The sequence below is a fragment of the Umezawaea sp. genome, from assembly GCF_057122925.1.
Window position 1 is genome coordinate 1 of record NZ_DBNGPQ010000124.1, and the last position, 14,908, is coordinate 14,908.

Annotated in this window: 13 protein-coding genes and 1 tRNA gene; 9 read left to right on the forward strand and 5 right to left on the reverse strand. The window is 69.8% G+C overall.

What is annotated here, in order from left to right; all coding sequences use genetic code 11:
* On the reverse strand, positions 1-1,073 hold a 1,073-nt coding region (locus tag AC156L_RS27860; RefSeq protein ID WP_484407392.1), incomplete at its 3' end, for a Shedu anti-phage system protein SduA domain-containing protein.
* On the opposite strand from AC156L_RS27860, the gene AC156L_RS27865 reads away from it, so the two are divergent.
* The 4 genes from AC156L_RS27865 to AC156L_RS27880 all read left to right on the forward strand — a co-directional run bounded on the left by AC156L_RS27865 (position 1,059) and on the right by AC156L_RS27880 (position 6,497).
* Positions 1,059-2,897: an NHL domain-containing thioredoxin family protein gene (locus tag AC156L_RS27865; protein ID WP_484407393.1), complete on the forward strand. Its 1,839-nt coding sequence runs from the start codon at positions 1,059-1,061 to the stop codon at positions 2,895-2,897. The two genes, AC156L_RS27860 and AC156L_RS27865, sit on opposite strands and share 15 nt — an antisense overlap.
* Positions 2,898-2,946: 49 nt before the next feature.
* Positions 2,947-3,267, forward strand: coding sequence for a GroES family chaperonin (locus AC156L_RS27870; protein ID WP_259626260.1), 321 nt, complete (start codon positions 2,947-2,949; stop codon positions 3,265-3,267).
* Positions 3,268-3,829: 562 nt separating this feature from the next.
* On the forward strand, positions 3,830-5,581 hold the full coding sequence (locus tag AC156L_RS27875) for a VanW family protein (protein ID WP_484407411.1): 1,752 nt from the start codon (positions 3,830-3,832) through the stop codon (positions 5,579-5,581).
* A gap of 100 nt (positions 5,582-5,681) precedes the next feature.
* Entirely contained in the window at positions 5,682-6,497 is an 816-nt protein-coding gene (locus tag AC156L_RS27880) for a DUF1206 domain-containing protein (protein ID WP_484407395.1), read from the forward strand.
* Positions 6,498-6,560: 63 nt separating this feature from the next.
* On the opposite strand, the gene AC156L_RS27885 is transcribed toward AC156L_RS27880, so the two are convergent.
* The gene (locus AC156L_RS27885) at positions 6,561-8,396 is read right to left on the reverse strand and encodes an acyl-CoA dehydrogenase (RefSeq protein WP_484407412.1); all 1,836 of its coding nucleotides are present in this window, start codon (positions 8,394-8,396) and stop codon (positions 6,561-6,563) included.
* A gap of 470 nt (positions 8,397-8,866) precedes the next feature.
* On the opposite strand from AC156L_RS27885, the gene AC156L_RS27890 reads away from it, so the two are divergent.
* From AC156L_RS27890 to AC156L_RS27900, 3 genes are all read left to right on the forward strand, one after another.
* On the forward strand, positions 8,867-10,393 hold the full coding sequence (locus AC156L_RS27890) for a sodium:solute symporter family protein (protein WP_484407396.1): 1,527 nt from the start codon (positions 8,867-8,869) through the stop codon (positions 10,391-10,393).
* Positions 10,394-10,464: 71 nt separating this feature from the next.
* A complete protein-coding gene (locus tag AC156L_RS27895; RefSeq protein WP_484407397.1) occupies positions 10,465-11,265 on the forward strand; it encodes a class I SAM-dependent methyltransferase in 801 nt (266 codons plus the stop codon).
* Positions 11,262-11,807, forward strand: a complete 546-nt coding sequence (locus AC156L_RS27900) for a DUF6886 family protein (protein ID WP_484407398.1) — start codon at positions 11,262-11,264, stop codon at positions 11,805-11,807. Before AC156L_RS27895 ends, AC156L_RS27900 begins: the two co-directional genes overlap by 4 nt.
* Here AC156L_RS27900 and AC156L_RS27905 read toward each other — a convergent pair.
* Positions 11,785-12,276: a Gmad2 immunoglobulin-like domain-containing protein gene (locus AC156L_RS27905; protein ID WP_484407400.1), complete on the reverse strand. Its 492-nt coding sequence runs from the start codon at positions 12,274-12,276 to the stop codon at positions 11,785-11,787. The genes AC156L_RS27900 and AC156L_RS27905 overlap by 23 nt on opposite strands.
* A 126-nt stretch (positions 12,277-12,402) precedes the next feature.
* On the opposite strand from AC156L_RS27905, the gene AC156L_RS27910 reads away from it, so the two are divergent.
* Complete coding sequence (locus AC156L_RS27910) at positions 12,403-12,930, forward strand: AAA family ATPase (protein WP_484407401.1); 528 nt, start codon at positions 12,403-12,405, stop codon at positions 12,928-12,930.
* Between the two features lie 189 nt (positions 12,931-13,119).
* Here AC156L_RS27910 and AC156L_RS27915 read toward each other — a convergent pair.
* A tRNA-Gly gene (locus tag AC156L_RS27915) sits at positions 13,120-13,193 on the reverse strand.
* 115 nt (positions 13,194-13,308) lie between these two features.
* Here AC156L_RS27915 and dcd point away from each other — a divergent pair.
* A complete protein-coding gene (dcd, locus tag AC156L_RS27920; RefSeq protein WP_484407402.1) occupies positions 13,309-13,890 on the forward strand; it encodes a dCTP deaminase in 582 nt (193 codons plus the stop codon).
* Here dcd and AC156L_RS27925 read toward each other — a convergent pair.
* Positions 13,887-14,870 (reverse strand): cation diffusion facilitator family transporter, encoded by a 984-nt coding sequence (locus AC156L_RS27925; protein WP_484407403.1) that lies wholly within the window; start codon positions 14,868-14,870, stop codon positions 13,887-13,889. The genes dcd and AC156L_RS27925 overlap by 4 nt on opposite strands.
* Positions 14,871-14,908 lie beyond the last annotated feature (38 nt).

Here is a 14,908-nt window from a genome sequence, read left to right on the forward strand (position 1 = left end):
TCCAGGATCGCGGCCCGGTTCTCGTCGAACGAGCACAGGTAGTTCGCGACCTGGGCGACCGCTCGGTTCACCTCGTCGGTCGTGATCGGAACGCCTCGGTGCAGCTTCACCGACCGCGTGTTCGCCCTCTTGAGTTCGACGACGTGCAGCACCCCGTCCGGCCGCAGCAGCGCCAGGTCGACCTCGGTGCCGGACGTGAGCCTCCTGATCTCGGAGACCTCGCTGTACTCGCCTCCGAACAACCATGCCGCGCGTTCCACCAGCCGCTGCAATCCGGATTCCTTGGTGAACGGGTTCTCGACCGCGGCGTGGAGTTCGTCCAGGTGCGTGCGTCTCAGCCTCAACTGAGCCGCCGCGATCAGGAGTTCCGCGTCGGGTGCCGCGAGCAGCGCCCCGACCCGGTGGTCGGTGGTCGTGTCGGCGTGGAACTCGAGTCGGTCGACCATGACGTCGACCATCCAGGCGAAGGTGCCGGACGAGCCTCGGAACGCGCCGTAGTGTCCAGCTCGTCTGGCCCTCACGAACCGCACCGCGCGCCGGCCCGCCCGGTCGAAGTGGGCGCGGATGTCGGCGACGGCGGCAGCGGGGTCATCGACGAGGAGTCCGTCCACTTCCTGCCGGACGAACTCGTTGATGCCGCTCAACCAGGTCTGGATCATCTGTGTTTCACGCATCTGGCCCGAGCCGCCGTACAGGTCGTGCTTCATCGTCAGGTCGCGTTCCAGCAGTCGGCCCGTCATGTAGGCGATGGCGTCCTGCGCACCTTCCTCGCTCGTCGCGTCCCTGGCCTGGCGTGCCTCCCTCTCGATGAACTCCAGCAGCTCGAAAAGGCGCTTTCCTCCCCGGTAGGGGCTCCGGTCGGCCATCAGGTCGAGCGCGTCCATGAAGTGCGGCGCGATCTCGGGGGACGCCAGTTCGTGCAGTTCGAGGAGCAGCGACTTCAGCGTGTAGTCGGTCTTGAGTGCCACGGTGGCAATCATCGCTCGACCGGTACGGTCGGACCGTCCACATGGTGGACCCCGGAACAGCCGCCCGGCGGCTTGTTGTTGACTTCCGTCGTGACCACCGCTCATCGCCGCCGTGCCCGTGTCCGCGCCCCCGAACTGGTCGGCCGCGGCTGGCTGAACACCGGCGGCGGGGACGTCCGGCTCGCGGACCTCCGCGGCAAGATCGTGCTCCTGGACTTCTGGACGTTCTGCTGCATCAACTGCCTGCACGTCCTCGACGAGCTGCGCCCGCTGGAGGCCGAGTTCGACGACGTCCTGGTGACCATCGGGGTGCACTCGCCGAAGTTCGTGCACGAGGCCGACCCGGAGGCGCTGGCCGCCGCCGTGGAGCGCTACGAGGTGCACCACCCGGTGCTGGACGACCCGGAGCTGGTGACCTGGCAGGCGTACGCCGTGAAGGCGTGGCCGACGCTGGTCGTGGTGGACCCCGAGGGCTACGTGGTGCACGTCGCCGCTGGTGAGGGGCACGTGGACGCGTTGCGGCAGGTCATCACCGAGCTGGTGGCGGAGCACGGGGCGAAGGGCGCGCTGCACCGCGGCGACGGGCCGTACGTGGCGCCGGAGCCCGCCGGGACCGAGTTGCGGTTCCCCTCGAAGGCGGTCCTCACGCCCGCGGGCACGCTGCTCGTGGCCGACTCGGCGCACCACCGCGTGGTGGAGCTGGAGGCCGACGGCGAGACCGTCGTCCGCGGCTTCGGCACCGGGGAGCGCGGTCGTCGGGACGGGCAGGACCCCACGTTCTCCGAGCCCGCGGGCCTGGCCGTGCTGCCGCCGGAGGTCGCGGACCGGGTCGGCTACGACGTGGTCGTCGCGGACACCGTCAACCACCTGCTGCGCGGCCTGAACCTCACCACCGGCGAGGTCACGACGGTGGCGGGCACGGGCGAGCAGTGGCGCGGCGGCGACACCGACGGGCCCGCCTCCGAGATCGAGCTGACCAGCCCGTGGGACGTCGAGTGGTGGGCGCCCGCGAACGGCGTCGCCATCGCGATGGCGGGCAACCACACCCTCGGCCTGTTCGACCCGGTCGCCGGGCGGCTCAGCCGGCTGGCGGGCACCACCGTCGAGGGGCTGAGCGACGGTCCGGCGCTGGAGGCGTTCTTCGCCCAGACCTCCGGGCTGGCCGCCGACGGGGACAGGCTGTGGCTGGTCGACTCCGAGACCTCCGCGCTGCGCTGGCTCGACGCGGACCGCACGGTCCACACGGCCGTCGGCAAGGGGCTGTTCGACTTCGGCCACCGCGACGGCGCGGCCGACCAGGCGCTGCTCCAGCACCCGCTCGGTGTGACCGTGCTCCCGGACGGCAGCGTCGCGGTCGCGGACACCTACAACGGCGCCCTGCGGCGCTACGACCCGAGCACCGACGAGGTGTCGACGCTGGCCACCGGCATCGCCGAGCCGTCCGGAGCGGTGCTCGTGGACGGCGAGCTGGTCGTCGTGGCGTCGGCCGCGCACCGGCTGGACCGACCGGTCTCGCCCGGCGTGGCGGCGGAACTGGTGTCGGGGCAGGCGCACAGGGTGCGCAGGCCGCCGTCGGAGATCGGGACGGGCGAGCTGGAGCTGGCGGTCGTCTTCACCCCGGCAAAGGGGACGAAACTGGACGAAAGGTATGGTCCCTCCACGCGACTGGAGATCACGAGTTCGCCACCGGAATTGCTCCTCGGCGGAGCGGGCGTGACGACCGACCTGACCCGCACCCTGCGGATCGCCGAGGGCATCGGCGAGGGCGTGCTGCACGTCGTCGCACAGGCCGCGAGCTGCACTGATGACCCCTCGGTGGAACACCCGGTCTGCCGGCTCACGCGCCAGGACTGGGGCGTGCCCGTCCGCGTCACGGCCGGTGGTCCGGACCGGCTGCCGCTGATGATGGGCGGTCTCGACGACATCTAGGGGTGGACACCTGGTCCAGCCCCCTGGCTCTGGCACGTAGACTCTGCGAGTGGCTGATGTCAAGCTCGAGATCCAGATGCTGCACGACCGCGTCTTGGTGCGGATCTCGCCCGAGGACGGGGAGCGCCGCAGCAGCGGGGGCATCGTGATCCCGTCCACGGCGCAGATGGCCAAGCGCCTCTCCTGGGGTGACGTCCACGGCATCGGCACCCACGTGCGCCACGTGAAGGTCGGCGACCGGGTGCTGTTCAACCCGGACGACCAGCTCGAAGTCGAGGTGCACGGGCAGACCTACCTGGTCATGAGGGAGCGGGACGTGCACGCGACCGCGACCGAGCAGACCGATCAGGGGACCGGTCTTTACCTGTGACACCCCCCGAACGTGATCACCGCGTGATGGCGTTCCGGTAACCACTCGCTAGACGACCTTTGACGAGCCAGAAGGGGGCGCGGTGCCGGACAAGCAGCGGCCCGAGCACGAGGCGGAGCGGACGATGGCGATCGAGCCCGTCCGGCCGCGGGAGACCGCGTCGGAGCAGACGGCGAAGTTCTCCGCGGACTCGCTCCAGGCGTCGCAGAACACTGGCTGGCCCGAGCACGAGCCCGACGGCGAGGCCGAGTTCGCGGCCTCCCCGACGGTGCGCACCATGCCGCCGCCCCCGCCGCCGTTCGTCCCGCCCACGCCCCAGGCCGAGGCGACGTCGTTCCTGAACACCCCGCCGCCCCCGCCGCCCGGCCCGCCCGTGGAGACGTTCCCCGGCGCGTCGAGCCCGACGGCGGAGGCGACCTCGTTCGTCAGCACGCCGGGCCCGACGGCCGAGGCGACCTCGTTCCTCGGCGCGCCCACGCCGCCTCCGCGCGCCGAGCCGCCGTCGTCGTTCTACGGTCCGGCCACGCCCGCGGACGGGACCACCGCGGTCCACGGCCCGGTGATGGTCGAGCAGCCGGAGGACGGCGACCCCGAGGCCGCCGAGGCGGCCCGCAAGAAGCGCCTGCGCAAGATCGGCATCATCGCGGGCGCGGCTGCCGGTGTGCTCGTCGCCCTGTACGGCCTGGACATCCTGGTCTCCAGCGGCAACGTGCCGCGCGGTGTGACGGTCGCCGGTGTCGAGGTCGGCGGGCTGAGCCACGGCGAGGCCGAGGCCAAGCTGCGCCAGCAGATCGAGCCGCGCCTGAGCCTGCCGTTCAAGGCGAAGGCCGGTGACGTCGAGACCGAGATCGACCCGAAGGCCGCCGGTCTGACGCTCGACTGGTCCTCCACGATCGACCGCGCGGGCAGCCAGCCCCTGTCGCCGTTCACCCGCGTGACCTCGTTCTTCACCTCCCGCGAGGTCGGATTCGCGACGTCGAGCGACCAGGCGAAGCTGACCGCCGCGCTGGAGGCCATGCGCGCCACGACCGACCACGACCCCGTCGAGGGCACGATCGTGTTCGAGGGCGCCACGCCCAAGGCCGTCGACCCGAAGCAGGGCCAGAAGCTCGAAGCCGACAAGGCGTCCGCCGTCGTGCTCGCCGACTGGGCCGAGGGCCAGGTCGAGCTGCCCGTGACGACGACCCCGGTCAAGACCACCAGGGAAGGCGTCGAGAAGGCGCTGAACGAGGTCGCGAAGCCCGCGGTCGCCTCCCCGGTCCTGGTCAAGGGCGAGGGCAAGGACGCGACCCTCACGCCGGAGCAGCTCGCCTCGGTCCTCGTCTTCGAGCCCGCCGACGGCGGTGCCCTCAACGCGAGGATCGACGGCACCAAGTTCGCCGAGGCCGCCGGTCCCCAGCTCAAGGAGACCGAGAAGGAGGGCAAGGACGCCGAGATCGTCTTCGACAGCGGCGCACCCGTGGTCAAGGAGTCCGTCGACGGCCTCTCCGTCGACTGGGAGAAGAGCCTCGTCACCGGCTTGGACGTGCTGAAACGTGCCGACCAGCGGGAGATCAAGGCCGAGTACAAGAAGACGCCCGCCAAGGTCACCACCGAGGCGGCGAACAAGCTGGGCATCAAGGAGGTCATCGGCTCCTTCGAGACCGGTGGCTTCGCGGCCGACTCCGGCACGAACATCAAGGTCGTCGCGGCCAAGGTGAACGGCGCCATCGTCAAGCCCGGCGAGACGTTCAGCCTCAACGGCTTCACCGGCCAGCGCGCGGCGGCGCAGGGCTACGTCGAGGCGGGTATCATCAACAACGGCGCCCCCGGCCGCGCGGTCGGCGGTGGCATCTCGCAGTTCGCCACGACGCTGTACAACGCGTCGTACTACGCGGGCATGAAGGACGCGGGCCACCAGCCGCACAGCTACTGGATCTCCCGGTACCCGGCGGGCCGCGAGGCCACCGTGTTCGAGAACCCGGACGGCTCCAGCGTCATCGACCTGAAGTTCACCAACGACGCCGAGACCGGCGTGGCCATCCAGACCATCTGGACGCCGTCGACGCTGAAGGTCGTCCTCTGGGGCACCAAGCGCTTCCAGGTCGAGGGCGTGACCGGCGAGAAGACGAACTTCACGGACCCGCAGACGATCCACAAGGAGACCCAGCCGTGCGCGGCGGGCACCGGTGCCCCCGGCTTCACGGTCACCGACACCAGGATCATCAAGGACCTGGCGGGCAACGAGATCCGCCGGGAGAACCAGACGGTCAAGTACGACGCGTCGCCGACGATCGTGTGCGGTCCCAAGGAGGAGAAGCCTCCGGGTAGCTGACCCCGCTTCCGCGGAAGCCCGTCCGGTGCCACCGGGCGGGCTTTCGTGTGTGAAGGGGGCGTTGGATGGGTATCACTCGTCCGAGTGATTGGAGCCCGCCGTGGGTACAGCACAACGCACAGCACGCGAGGTCAACGAGAACCCGGTCGTCCAGGTCGCGGGCCGGGTCGGCATGGTTTTCTACGGGATCCTGTACGTGCTCCTGGCCTTCATCACGGCCCAGGTCGTGTTCGGCGACGGTGGTGAGCAGGCCGACCAGAAGGGCGCGCTCGGGCAGATCGCCGCGACGTCCTACGGGCCGTTCCTCCTGTGGGTGACGGCCATCGGGCTGTTCGCCTTCGCCCTGTGGCAGCTCCTGGAAGCCGCCATCGGCTACACGTGGATCGGCAAGAAGCGCAAGCGCGTCGGCAAGCGCATCGGCGCCGCCTCGCGCGCCATCACCGGCGTGATCCTCGGGTTCGCCGCGATCAAGTACGCCTCCGGCTCCGGCGGCGGTGACTCCAGCCAGCAGCAGCAGGAGCTGACCGCGCAGGTGCTCGCCCTGCCCGCCGGGCAGTTCCTCGTCGGGGCGGTCGCGATCGGCGTCCTGGTGATCGCGTTCATCGTGATCCGCAAGGGCGTCAAGAGGAGCTTCGAGGAAGACCTCAACATGGGTGAGCTGCCCGGCGGGTCGCGCAAGTTCGTCGAGCGCACCGGCCGCATCGGCTGGATCGGCAAGGGCCTGGCGTACGCGATCATCGGCCTGCTGGTCGGGATCGCCGCCGTCAACGCGGACCCCGAGCAGTCCGGCGGCCTCGACAAGGCGCTGCACACGCTCGCGGGCGAACCGTACGGCGTGTTCCTGCTCGCCGTGATCGCGCTGGGGTTCTTCGGCTTCGGCGTCTACTGCTTCGCCGCCGCGCGCGCCCACAAGTGACCTGACGAAGACGGAGGCGCCCCGACCGGTTCCGGTCGGGGCGCCTCCCTGTCGCCGATCAGGTCAGAACGCGCTCTCGGCCACGTCCATCAGCGAGTTGTCGGTCGACTCGGTGATCTTGCGGCGGGCGCTCAGCTCGGGCAGGACGTTGCGGGCGAAGAACGACGCCACCGCGACCTTGCCCTCGTAGAACGACTTGTCCTTGGCGGACACCGGTTCCGCGAGCTTCGCCAGCGCCACCTCGGCCTGGCGCAGCAGCAGCCAGCCGACCAGCACGTCGCCCGCGGTCATCAGCAGGCGGACCGAGCTCTGGCCGACCTTGTAGATGTTGCGGACGTCCTCCTGCGAGGTGGTCAGGAAGCCGACCATCGCGCCGAGCATGCCCTGGAGGTCTTCGAGGCCCTGCTTGAGCAGCGCCCGCTCCTCCTTGAGGCGGCCGTTGCCGCCCTCGTTGTCGAGGAACTTCTGGATCTCGCCGTTGATGAACCCGAGCGCCTGGCCCTTGTCCCGGATGATCTTGCGGAAGAAGAAGTCCAGCGACTGGATCGCCGTCGTGCCCTCGTACAGCGAGTCGATCTTCGAGTCCCGGATGTACTGCTCGATCGGGTACTCCTGGAGGAAGCCCGACCCGCCGAGCGTCTGCAACGACTGCGCGAGCTGCTCGTACGCCCGCTCGGAGCCGACGCCCTTCACGATCGGCAGCAGCAGGTCGTTGACCTTCTCGGCCAGCGCCTTGTCCTCGCCGCCCAGCGCGATCCGGTCCTGGAACGTCGCCGTGTACAGGTACACCGCGCGCAGGCCCTCGGCGTAGGACTTCTGGAGCATCAGGCTGCGCCGGACGTCCGGGTGGTTCGTGATCGCCACGCGCGGCGCGGCCTTGTCCGTCATCCGCGTCAGGTCCGCGCTCTGCACGCGCTCCTTGGCGTAGGCCAGCGCGTTCAGGTAGCCCGTCGACAGCGTGCCGATCGCCTTCGTGCCGACCATCATCCGCGCGTACTCGATGACCTCGAACATCTGCGCGATGCCGTCGTGCACCTCGCCCAGCAGCCAGCCCTTGGCGGGCGTGCCGTGCTGGCCGAACGTCAGCTCGCACGTCGTGGAGACCTTCAGGCCCATCTTGTGCTCGACGTTGGTGACGAAGGCGCCGTTGCGCTCGCCCAGCTCACCGGTCTCGCCGTCGAAGTGGAACTTCGGCACCAGGAACAGCGACAGGCCCTTGGTGCCGGGCTTCGCCTCGATGCCGGGGCCCTCGGGCCGCGCCAGCACCAGGTGCATGATGTTCTCGGTCAAGTCCTGGTCGGCCGACGTGATGAACCGCTTCACGCCGTCGACGTGCCACGACCCGTCCTCCTGGAGCACGGCCTTCGTGCGACCGGCGCCGACGTCGGAACCGGCGTCCGGCTCGGTCAGCACCATCGTCGCGCCCCAGCCGCGCTCGATGCAGATCTCGGCCCACTTCTTCTGCTCTTCGGTGCCGTTGTTGTAGACGACCGACGCGAAGCTCGGGCCCGCCATGTACATGTACGCGGCCGGGTTCGCGCCCAGGATCAGCTCGGACGCCGCCCACTGCACCGTCGGGGGCACGCCGAAGCCGCCGAGCTCCTCCGGCAGCGACAGCCGGTACCACTCGCCGTCCCACAGCGCCTGGTACGACTTCTTGAACGACTCCGGCAGCGTCGCGGAGTGCGTCTTGGGGTCGAAGACCGGGGGGTTGCGGTCGGAGTCGACGAACGACTCCGCCAGCGGCCCGACGGCGAGCTTGTTCAGCTCCGCCAGCACCCCGCGCGCCGTGTCCTCGTCGGCCTGCTCGAACGGCCCCGTGCCGAGGTGGTCCTGCACGTTGAAGACCTCGAAGAGGTTGAACTCCAGGTCCCTGACGTTGCTCTTGTAGTGGCCCATCTCGTCACTCACTCCCGAAAGGTGCGGGGCCTGTCCCTCTGTCCCCTACTGACCGGTAACAACAGAGTATTACTTGTCAGTAACCCCGGCAAGGGGATTGCCCCGGATGTGGCGAGCGAGACCGTCGGCGAGCACGGTCCGGAATCCCCGAGAACGGCCTCCATCAGGACGGACCCGGTCGACAGGTCAACGGTTCGCCATCCTGGCCGCGCCGCGCATCCCGCCGGTATCGCCGCGATGGCGGCTCCGCCTTGTCAACGCCGCCGATCAGGTGTCGCCGCGTCCTCGACGCTCACATATGTGAACAAGGATCACAAATGTGAGTCAGTTCCTTGTCAAGGCCTTCCGCGAGCCGCAACAGCCTCGTAAGACCTACGTCACATGACCCGTGTGGATGAGCTGGGCACCGCCGCCCGTGTCGCCCAGCTCAGCCGCACGGGCCGCACTCACTGTGCACACCAGGAGGTCTCATGGGCACCCTCGACTGGGTAGTGGTCGCTGGGTACTTCTTCGTCATGGTGGCCATCGGTATTTGGTCGCGCGGGCGGGTCAAGAACATCGCCGACTTCTTCACCGCGGGCGGCAGGATGCCGTGGTGGCTGTCCGGCATCTCGCACCACATGTCCGGCTACAGCGCCGTCATGTTCGTCGCGTTCGCCGCCGAGGCGTACCGGTTGGGCCTCACGGTCTACATCTGGTGGTCGCTGACCATCGGCATCGGTGTGGGGATCGGCGCGTTCTTGTTCGCCGGGCGCTGGAACCGGTTGCGCGCCAAGCACAACGTCGCCTCACCGCTGGAGTACCTGGCACGGCGCTACAACGTGCCGACCCAGCAGCTGATGGCGTGGTGCGGTGCCGTACTCAAGGTCGTCGACATCGCGGCCAAGTGGGCCGCCGTCTCGATCCTGCTGCGCGGGTTCGCCGGGGTGCCCATCACGTGGGGCATCGTGCTGATCGGTCTCGTCACGATGGTCTACTCGGTGCTGGGCGGCCTGTGGGCCGACGCGCTCACCGACATGGGCCAGTTCATCATCCAGGGCGCCGCGGGCGTCGCGATGTTCGTCGCGGTCGCGGCCCACCTCGGCGGCATCGACTTCATGTGGACTATCTGGGACGAGCTCCCCGAGTCGCACAGCGACCCGCTGTCCGGGCCCTACACGTTCACGTTCTTCATGGCACTCTTCCTGATCAAGACGCTGGAGTACAACGGCGGCATGTGGAACCTGGCGCAGCGCTACATGGCCGCGCCGTCCGGTGCCGCCGCGAAGCGCTCCGCCCTGCTGTCCGCGGGCCTCTGGCTCGTGTGGCCGCTCGTCCTGTTCTTCCCGATGTGGGCGGCGCCGCTGATCGTGCCGGGCATGGAGGCCAACGCCGAGCAGGCGTACGTCGAGATGGGCAAGGCGATGCTCCCCGCGGGCATGGTCGGCCTGGTGCTGGCGGGCTTCTTCTCGCACACCATGGCGATGGTGTCGTCGGACGCGAACGTGATCTCCGCGGTCATCACCAGGGACATGCTGCCCAAGCTGTGGAAGGGGATCACCAGGCTGACGGCGGACAACCAGCTGAAGCTGGCCAGGATCACGACGTTCCTCTTCATCGGCCTGAGCATGATCATCGCGATCACGTCCGGCGGCCAGGGTTTCGTGCTCAAGGTCGTGGTCGACCTCGTGGCCGCCACGATGGGGCCGATCGCCATCCCGCTGATGCTCGGCCTGCTCCCGTGGTTCCGGAAGTTCGGCCCGTCCGCGGCGATGGCGTCGGTGGTCGGCGGCCTCGGCGTCTGGGCGTTCCTCTACGTCGAACAGCTCCAGAAGGCCGAGTTCGTCACCAAGGGCGTGCTGGTCGCGACGCCGCTGCTCGTGTCGCTGGTCCTGTACATCGCGTTCGGCCTGCTCAAGCCCGAGCAGTCGAAGGACCGGGACGAGCTGCTCGAATCGCTCAACACCGACGACGAGTCCAAGCCCGCGGGCGAGGAGTCGGCGACCGTCAAGGCCTGACCCGGCGGTGGTTCGGGGGCCGCCTCCTGGCCGCCCCCGAACCCACTTGCGGACGGTCCTAACGTCGACGCATGGGGATCTCACCGGAAGTGGCCGCCCACTACGACGAGGGCGCCGAGCAGACCCGGCTGTGCACCGGCAGCGGACTCCTGGAACTCCTGCGCACGCAGGACGTCCTGCGCCGCCACCTGCCGCACGCCCCGGCGAAGGTCCTCGACGTCGGCGGCGGCCCCGGAGCGCACGCCGAGTGGCTCGCGGCCGACGGCCACCGCGTCCACCTCGTCGACCCCGTCCCGCTGCACGTCCAGCAGGCGGGCTCGCTCTTCGGCGTCCGCGCCACCCTCGGCGACGCCCGTGCCCTCGGCGCGCCGGACGACGCCTACGACGTGGTCCTGCTGTGCGGCCCGCTCTACCACCTGCCCAGCGCCGCCGACCGCCTCCTCGCCTGGCGCGAGGCCGCCCGCGTGGTGCGCCCCGGCGGCCTGGTCGCCGCCGCCGTGATCACCCGCTACGCGTCGCTGCTCGACGGCGTCCGCCGCCCGTTCGCGTTCGACGAGCGCTACCGCGCCGTCGTCGCCCGCGCCGTCGACACCGGCGAGCACCGCCCGCCGCCGGACACGACGTGGTTCACCACCGCCTACTTCCACCGCCCCGACGAGCCCGCCGCCGAAGCCCGCGCCGCGGGCCTGGACGTGCTGTCCACCGTCGCCGTCGAAGGTCCGGCGTGCATGCTGTCCGAACGCGACCTGGAGGCCTCGCTCGCCGACGACACCCGCCGCGACTACCTCATGTGGGCGTTGCGCCGCACCGAGGACGACCCGACCGTGCTCGGTGCCTCCAGCCACCTGCTGACGTTGGCGAGGAAGCGGTGAGGCCGGAACCGGGGCAGGTCCTGCACTTCTCGGAGGACCCCACCATCACCCGCTTCGTCCCGCACGTGGCCGCGACCGCGAAGCAGCGGACCGCGTACGTCTGGGCCGTCGACGCGTCCCGCTGCCCCGACTACTGGTTCCCGCGCGACTGCCCCAGGGCGATGGCCTGGACGACACCCACCACGACCCCGGCCGACGGCGACCACCTCCTCGGCCCAGGGGCTCCCCGCCTGCACGCCATCGAGTACGGCTGGCTCGACGCCCTGCGCACCACCCGCCTGTACGCCTACCGCCTCCCGGCGGACGCCTTCACCCCGTTCGGCGGCCACGCCCACGTCGCCACCGAACCGGTCGTGCCGCTCGGGCCCGCGGAACCCGTGGGCGACCTGCTCCGGCTGCACGAGGACGCGGGCATCCACCTCCGCGTCCTCGACAACCTGTGGCCGCTGTGGGACAGGATCACCACCAGCACCCTCGGCTTCAGCGGCATCCGCCTGGGCAACGCCCGCCCGCGCCCCGTCAGGCCAGGGGAACCCGGATGACGGTGCCGGGCGTGATCACGTCGGGGTTCGTGATCGTGCCGGGGTTCGCCGCCACGAGCCGGTGGTAGAGGTTCCCCGACCCGTAGTGCCGCGTCGAGATGGCCCACAGCGTCTCGCCCGGCTCCACCACGTGCTCCAGGTAGTTCCGGTAGCCGGGAACGACCTTCGGCCCCAGCACGACCGGCACGACCACCTTGTCGACCTCCGACCCGTCTTCGGGCGAGGTCCAGAACACCTCGACGAAGACCCGGTCGAGCTGGAAGGCCGCCCCCGACACGTCCACGGTCACCTGGAACTGCCCGTGCCCCCCGACCCCGTCACCGGCCGTGAACACCCCGACGACCTCGTCGTGCCCCTCGTGCACCCGGTAGTTGAACGACGCCTCGAAGGCCCCACCCGCCACTCCGGCGATCCGCACGTCGTTGCTGACCAGATCGTGGGTCCGAGGCTGCTGAACGTCGATCGACACGGCAGGACTCCTCCCCTGAGATGGACGACGACGGTAACGCCAGAAGGACGTCTGACGTGCGCGAACCACTCGGACGCAGCAACGGGGACCCTGATGGCCCCCACCAGCCCGCTACCGTCGAGCCCCATGATCGTGTGGCTCAACGGCACCCACGGCGCGGGCAAGACGACCACCAGCGCACTCGTGCAACGACTCATCCCCGGTTCACGGGTGTTCGACGCCGAGAAGGTCGGCGAAACGCTCATGGACATCAAGCCGGGCCTGCCCGCGACCGACAACTTCCAGCACTGGCCACCGTGGCGACCGCTCGTCGTGGAAACCGCCCGCCAGGTGCTCGACTACACCGGCGGCACCCTGGTGATCCCCATGACCGTGCTGGTGGAGCAGTACTGGCGCGAGATCAGCACGGGCCTGACCAACCACGGCATCCCGCTCAGGCACTTCGTCCTGCACGCAGACCAACCCACCCTCCGCAAACGCGTAGAAGCCGCCACCCCCATCCCGTCCAGCTTCCGCCTCCGGTACTTGGAGCCGTACGCGGAAGCCGCCCGCACCTGGCTGCACGCCGAGGCGGAGGTGGTCGACACCACCCACCTCACCCCGGCCCAGGCCGCTCAGCGGATTGCGGACGGGCTGACCGCCTCTACAGCGTGATGAACGCACGGGCCGGGCGCCCAGGACACAGGGCAAGTCGCAGTCGATCCCGCGAGGAGGATCCCCACGCCGATCGGCGGCAGGCACGTTGCCGTGCGACCGGTCTGCACGCATCGCGCGGCGAGCGCGTCCCTTGCTCTTCGACAGCGGCAAAGACGAAGGCCCAGGTCAGTCGACCTGGGCCTTCGGTGGAGCGGGTGACGGGAATCGAACCCGCCTCTACAGCTTGGGAAGCTGTCGTTCTACCAATGAACTACACCCGCGCTGCTCTGCGGGACCGATCATACACAGCGTGCACTCGGGCGGCACGTGCCGGGGCCGTGCTGGCGAGCGGCACGCCTCGGGGCCGCACGCGCGGGCACCGTTACCCTGTCCCTCGTGTTGCTGAGCGATCGTGAACTGCGCAAAGAGGTCGACTCCGGTCGGCTGGTCCTCGACCCGTTCGACGGGGAGATGGTGCAGCCGTCGAGCATCGACGTGCGGCTCGACCGGTTCTTCCGGGTCTTCAACAACACCAAGTACACGCACATCGACCCGCGCCAGCAGCAGGACGACCTGACGTCGCTGGTCGAGACCGACGCTGACGAGCCGTTCGTGCTGCACCCCGGCGAGTTCGTGCTGGGGTCGACGTTCGAGGAGGTCACGCTGCCGGACGACCTGGCCGGGCGGTTGGAGGGCAAGTCGTCGTTGGGGCGGCTGGGTCTGTTGACGCACTCGACGGCCGGGTTCATCGATCCCGGCTTCTCCGGGCACATCACGTTGGAGCTGTCGAACGTCGCCAACCTGCCGATCACGCTGTGGCCGGGCATGAAGATCGGGCAGTTGTGCCTGTTCCAGCTGAGCAGCGCGGCGGAGTTCCCGTACGGGTCGAAGCAGGCCGGGTCGCGGTACCAGGGGCAGCGCGGGCCGACGCCGTCGCGCGCCTACCTGAACTTCCACCGCACGGACACGCACCGCTAGAGGGTGAAGCCGTAGCGGGCGAGGACGCGTTCGCGCATCGCCTGGTCGTTGCGCGGCACGGGCTCCAGGAAGATCTCGTCGAGGTCCGGGAACTCGGCGCGCAGTTCGCCGTCGATGCGGACGCACGCGCGTTCCAGGTCGGCCGCGCCCAGTGAGTCGTCGAAGTCGAGGCGGGCGCACAGGAGCACGTGGTCGGTGCCGGTCAGCATGCTGAGCAGGTCGACGACGGCCTCGACCTCGGGCGCGGCCCGCAGTCGCGCGCCGATGGCCCTGACCATGACGGGGTCGGCCTGGCGGCCGATCAGCAGGCCCTTGTTGGTGCGGGCCAGCGAGTACGCGACGGCCGCGAGGAGCACGCCGATCATCAGCGACGCGACGCCGTCCCACACCGACGAGCCGGTGACCTGGTGCAGGCCGACGCCCGTGAACGCGATCACGAGGCCGATCAGGGCCGCCGAGTCCTCCAGGAACACCGTCTTCACGGTCGGGTCGTCGGACAGCCGCAGGTACTCGACGACCGACCGCCGCTGCTCCTTCGACTCGCGCCGCACCTGGCGGACGGCCTGCGCCCACGACACGGACTCCATCGCGAACGCCAGCCCGAGCACGATGTAGCCGACCAGGGGCCGCGTCTGCTCCTCGGCCTCGCCGAACACCGTGCGGAACCCCTCGTAGAACGCGAACATCGCGCCCGACGCGAAGATCGACACGGCGGCGAGCAGCGACCAGAAGTACCGCTCCTTGCCGTAGCCGAAGGGGTGCTTGCGGTCGGCTGGGCGGTCGGACCTGCGCAGGGCGGTCAGCAGCAGCGCCTCGGTGAACGTGTCGGCGACGGAGTGCGCGGCCTCCGACAGGATCGCGGCGGACCCGGTGATGACGCCCGCCACCGCCTTCATCACCGCGATGGCCAGGTTCACGGCGAGCGCCAGCACCACCGTGAGCTTGCTCTCGCCGCCCTGACCCGCCTTCTCCTCAGCCATGGGGCAAACCCTAGGGCGGTGTGCGGATCGCCGCCCAT

Bases quoted from the DNA above. Each gene is read 5' to 3' on its own strand.
- AC156L_RS27875 (WP_484407411.1), top strand. From the start codon at position 3,830: ATGGTCGAGCAGCCGGAGGACGGCGACCCCGAGGCCGCCGAGGCGGCC.
- AC156L_RS27895 (WP_484407397.1), top strand. From the start codon at position 10,465: ATGGGGATCTCACCGGAAGTGGCCGCCCACTACGACGAGGGCGCCGAG.
- AC156L_RS27885 (WP_484407412.1), bottom strand. From the start codon at position 8,396: ATGGGCCACTACAAGAGCAACGTCAGGGACCTGGAGTTCAACCTCTTC.
- AC156L_RS27910 (WP_484407401.1), top strand. From the start codon at position 12,403: ATGATCGTGTGGCTCAACGGCACCCACGGCGCGGGCAAGACGACCACC.
- AC156L_RS27890 (WP_484407396.1), top strand. From the start codon at position 8,867: ATGGGCACCCTCGACTGGGTAGTGGTCGCTGGGTACTTCTTCGTCATG.
- AC156L_RS27925 (WP_484407403.1), bottom strand. From the start codon at position 14,870: ATGGCTGAGGAGAAGGCGGGTCAGGGCGGCGAGAGCAAGCTCACGGTG.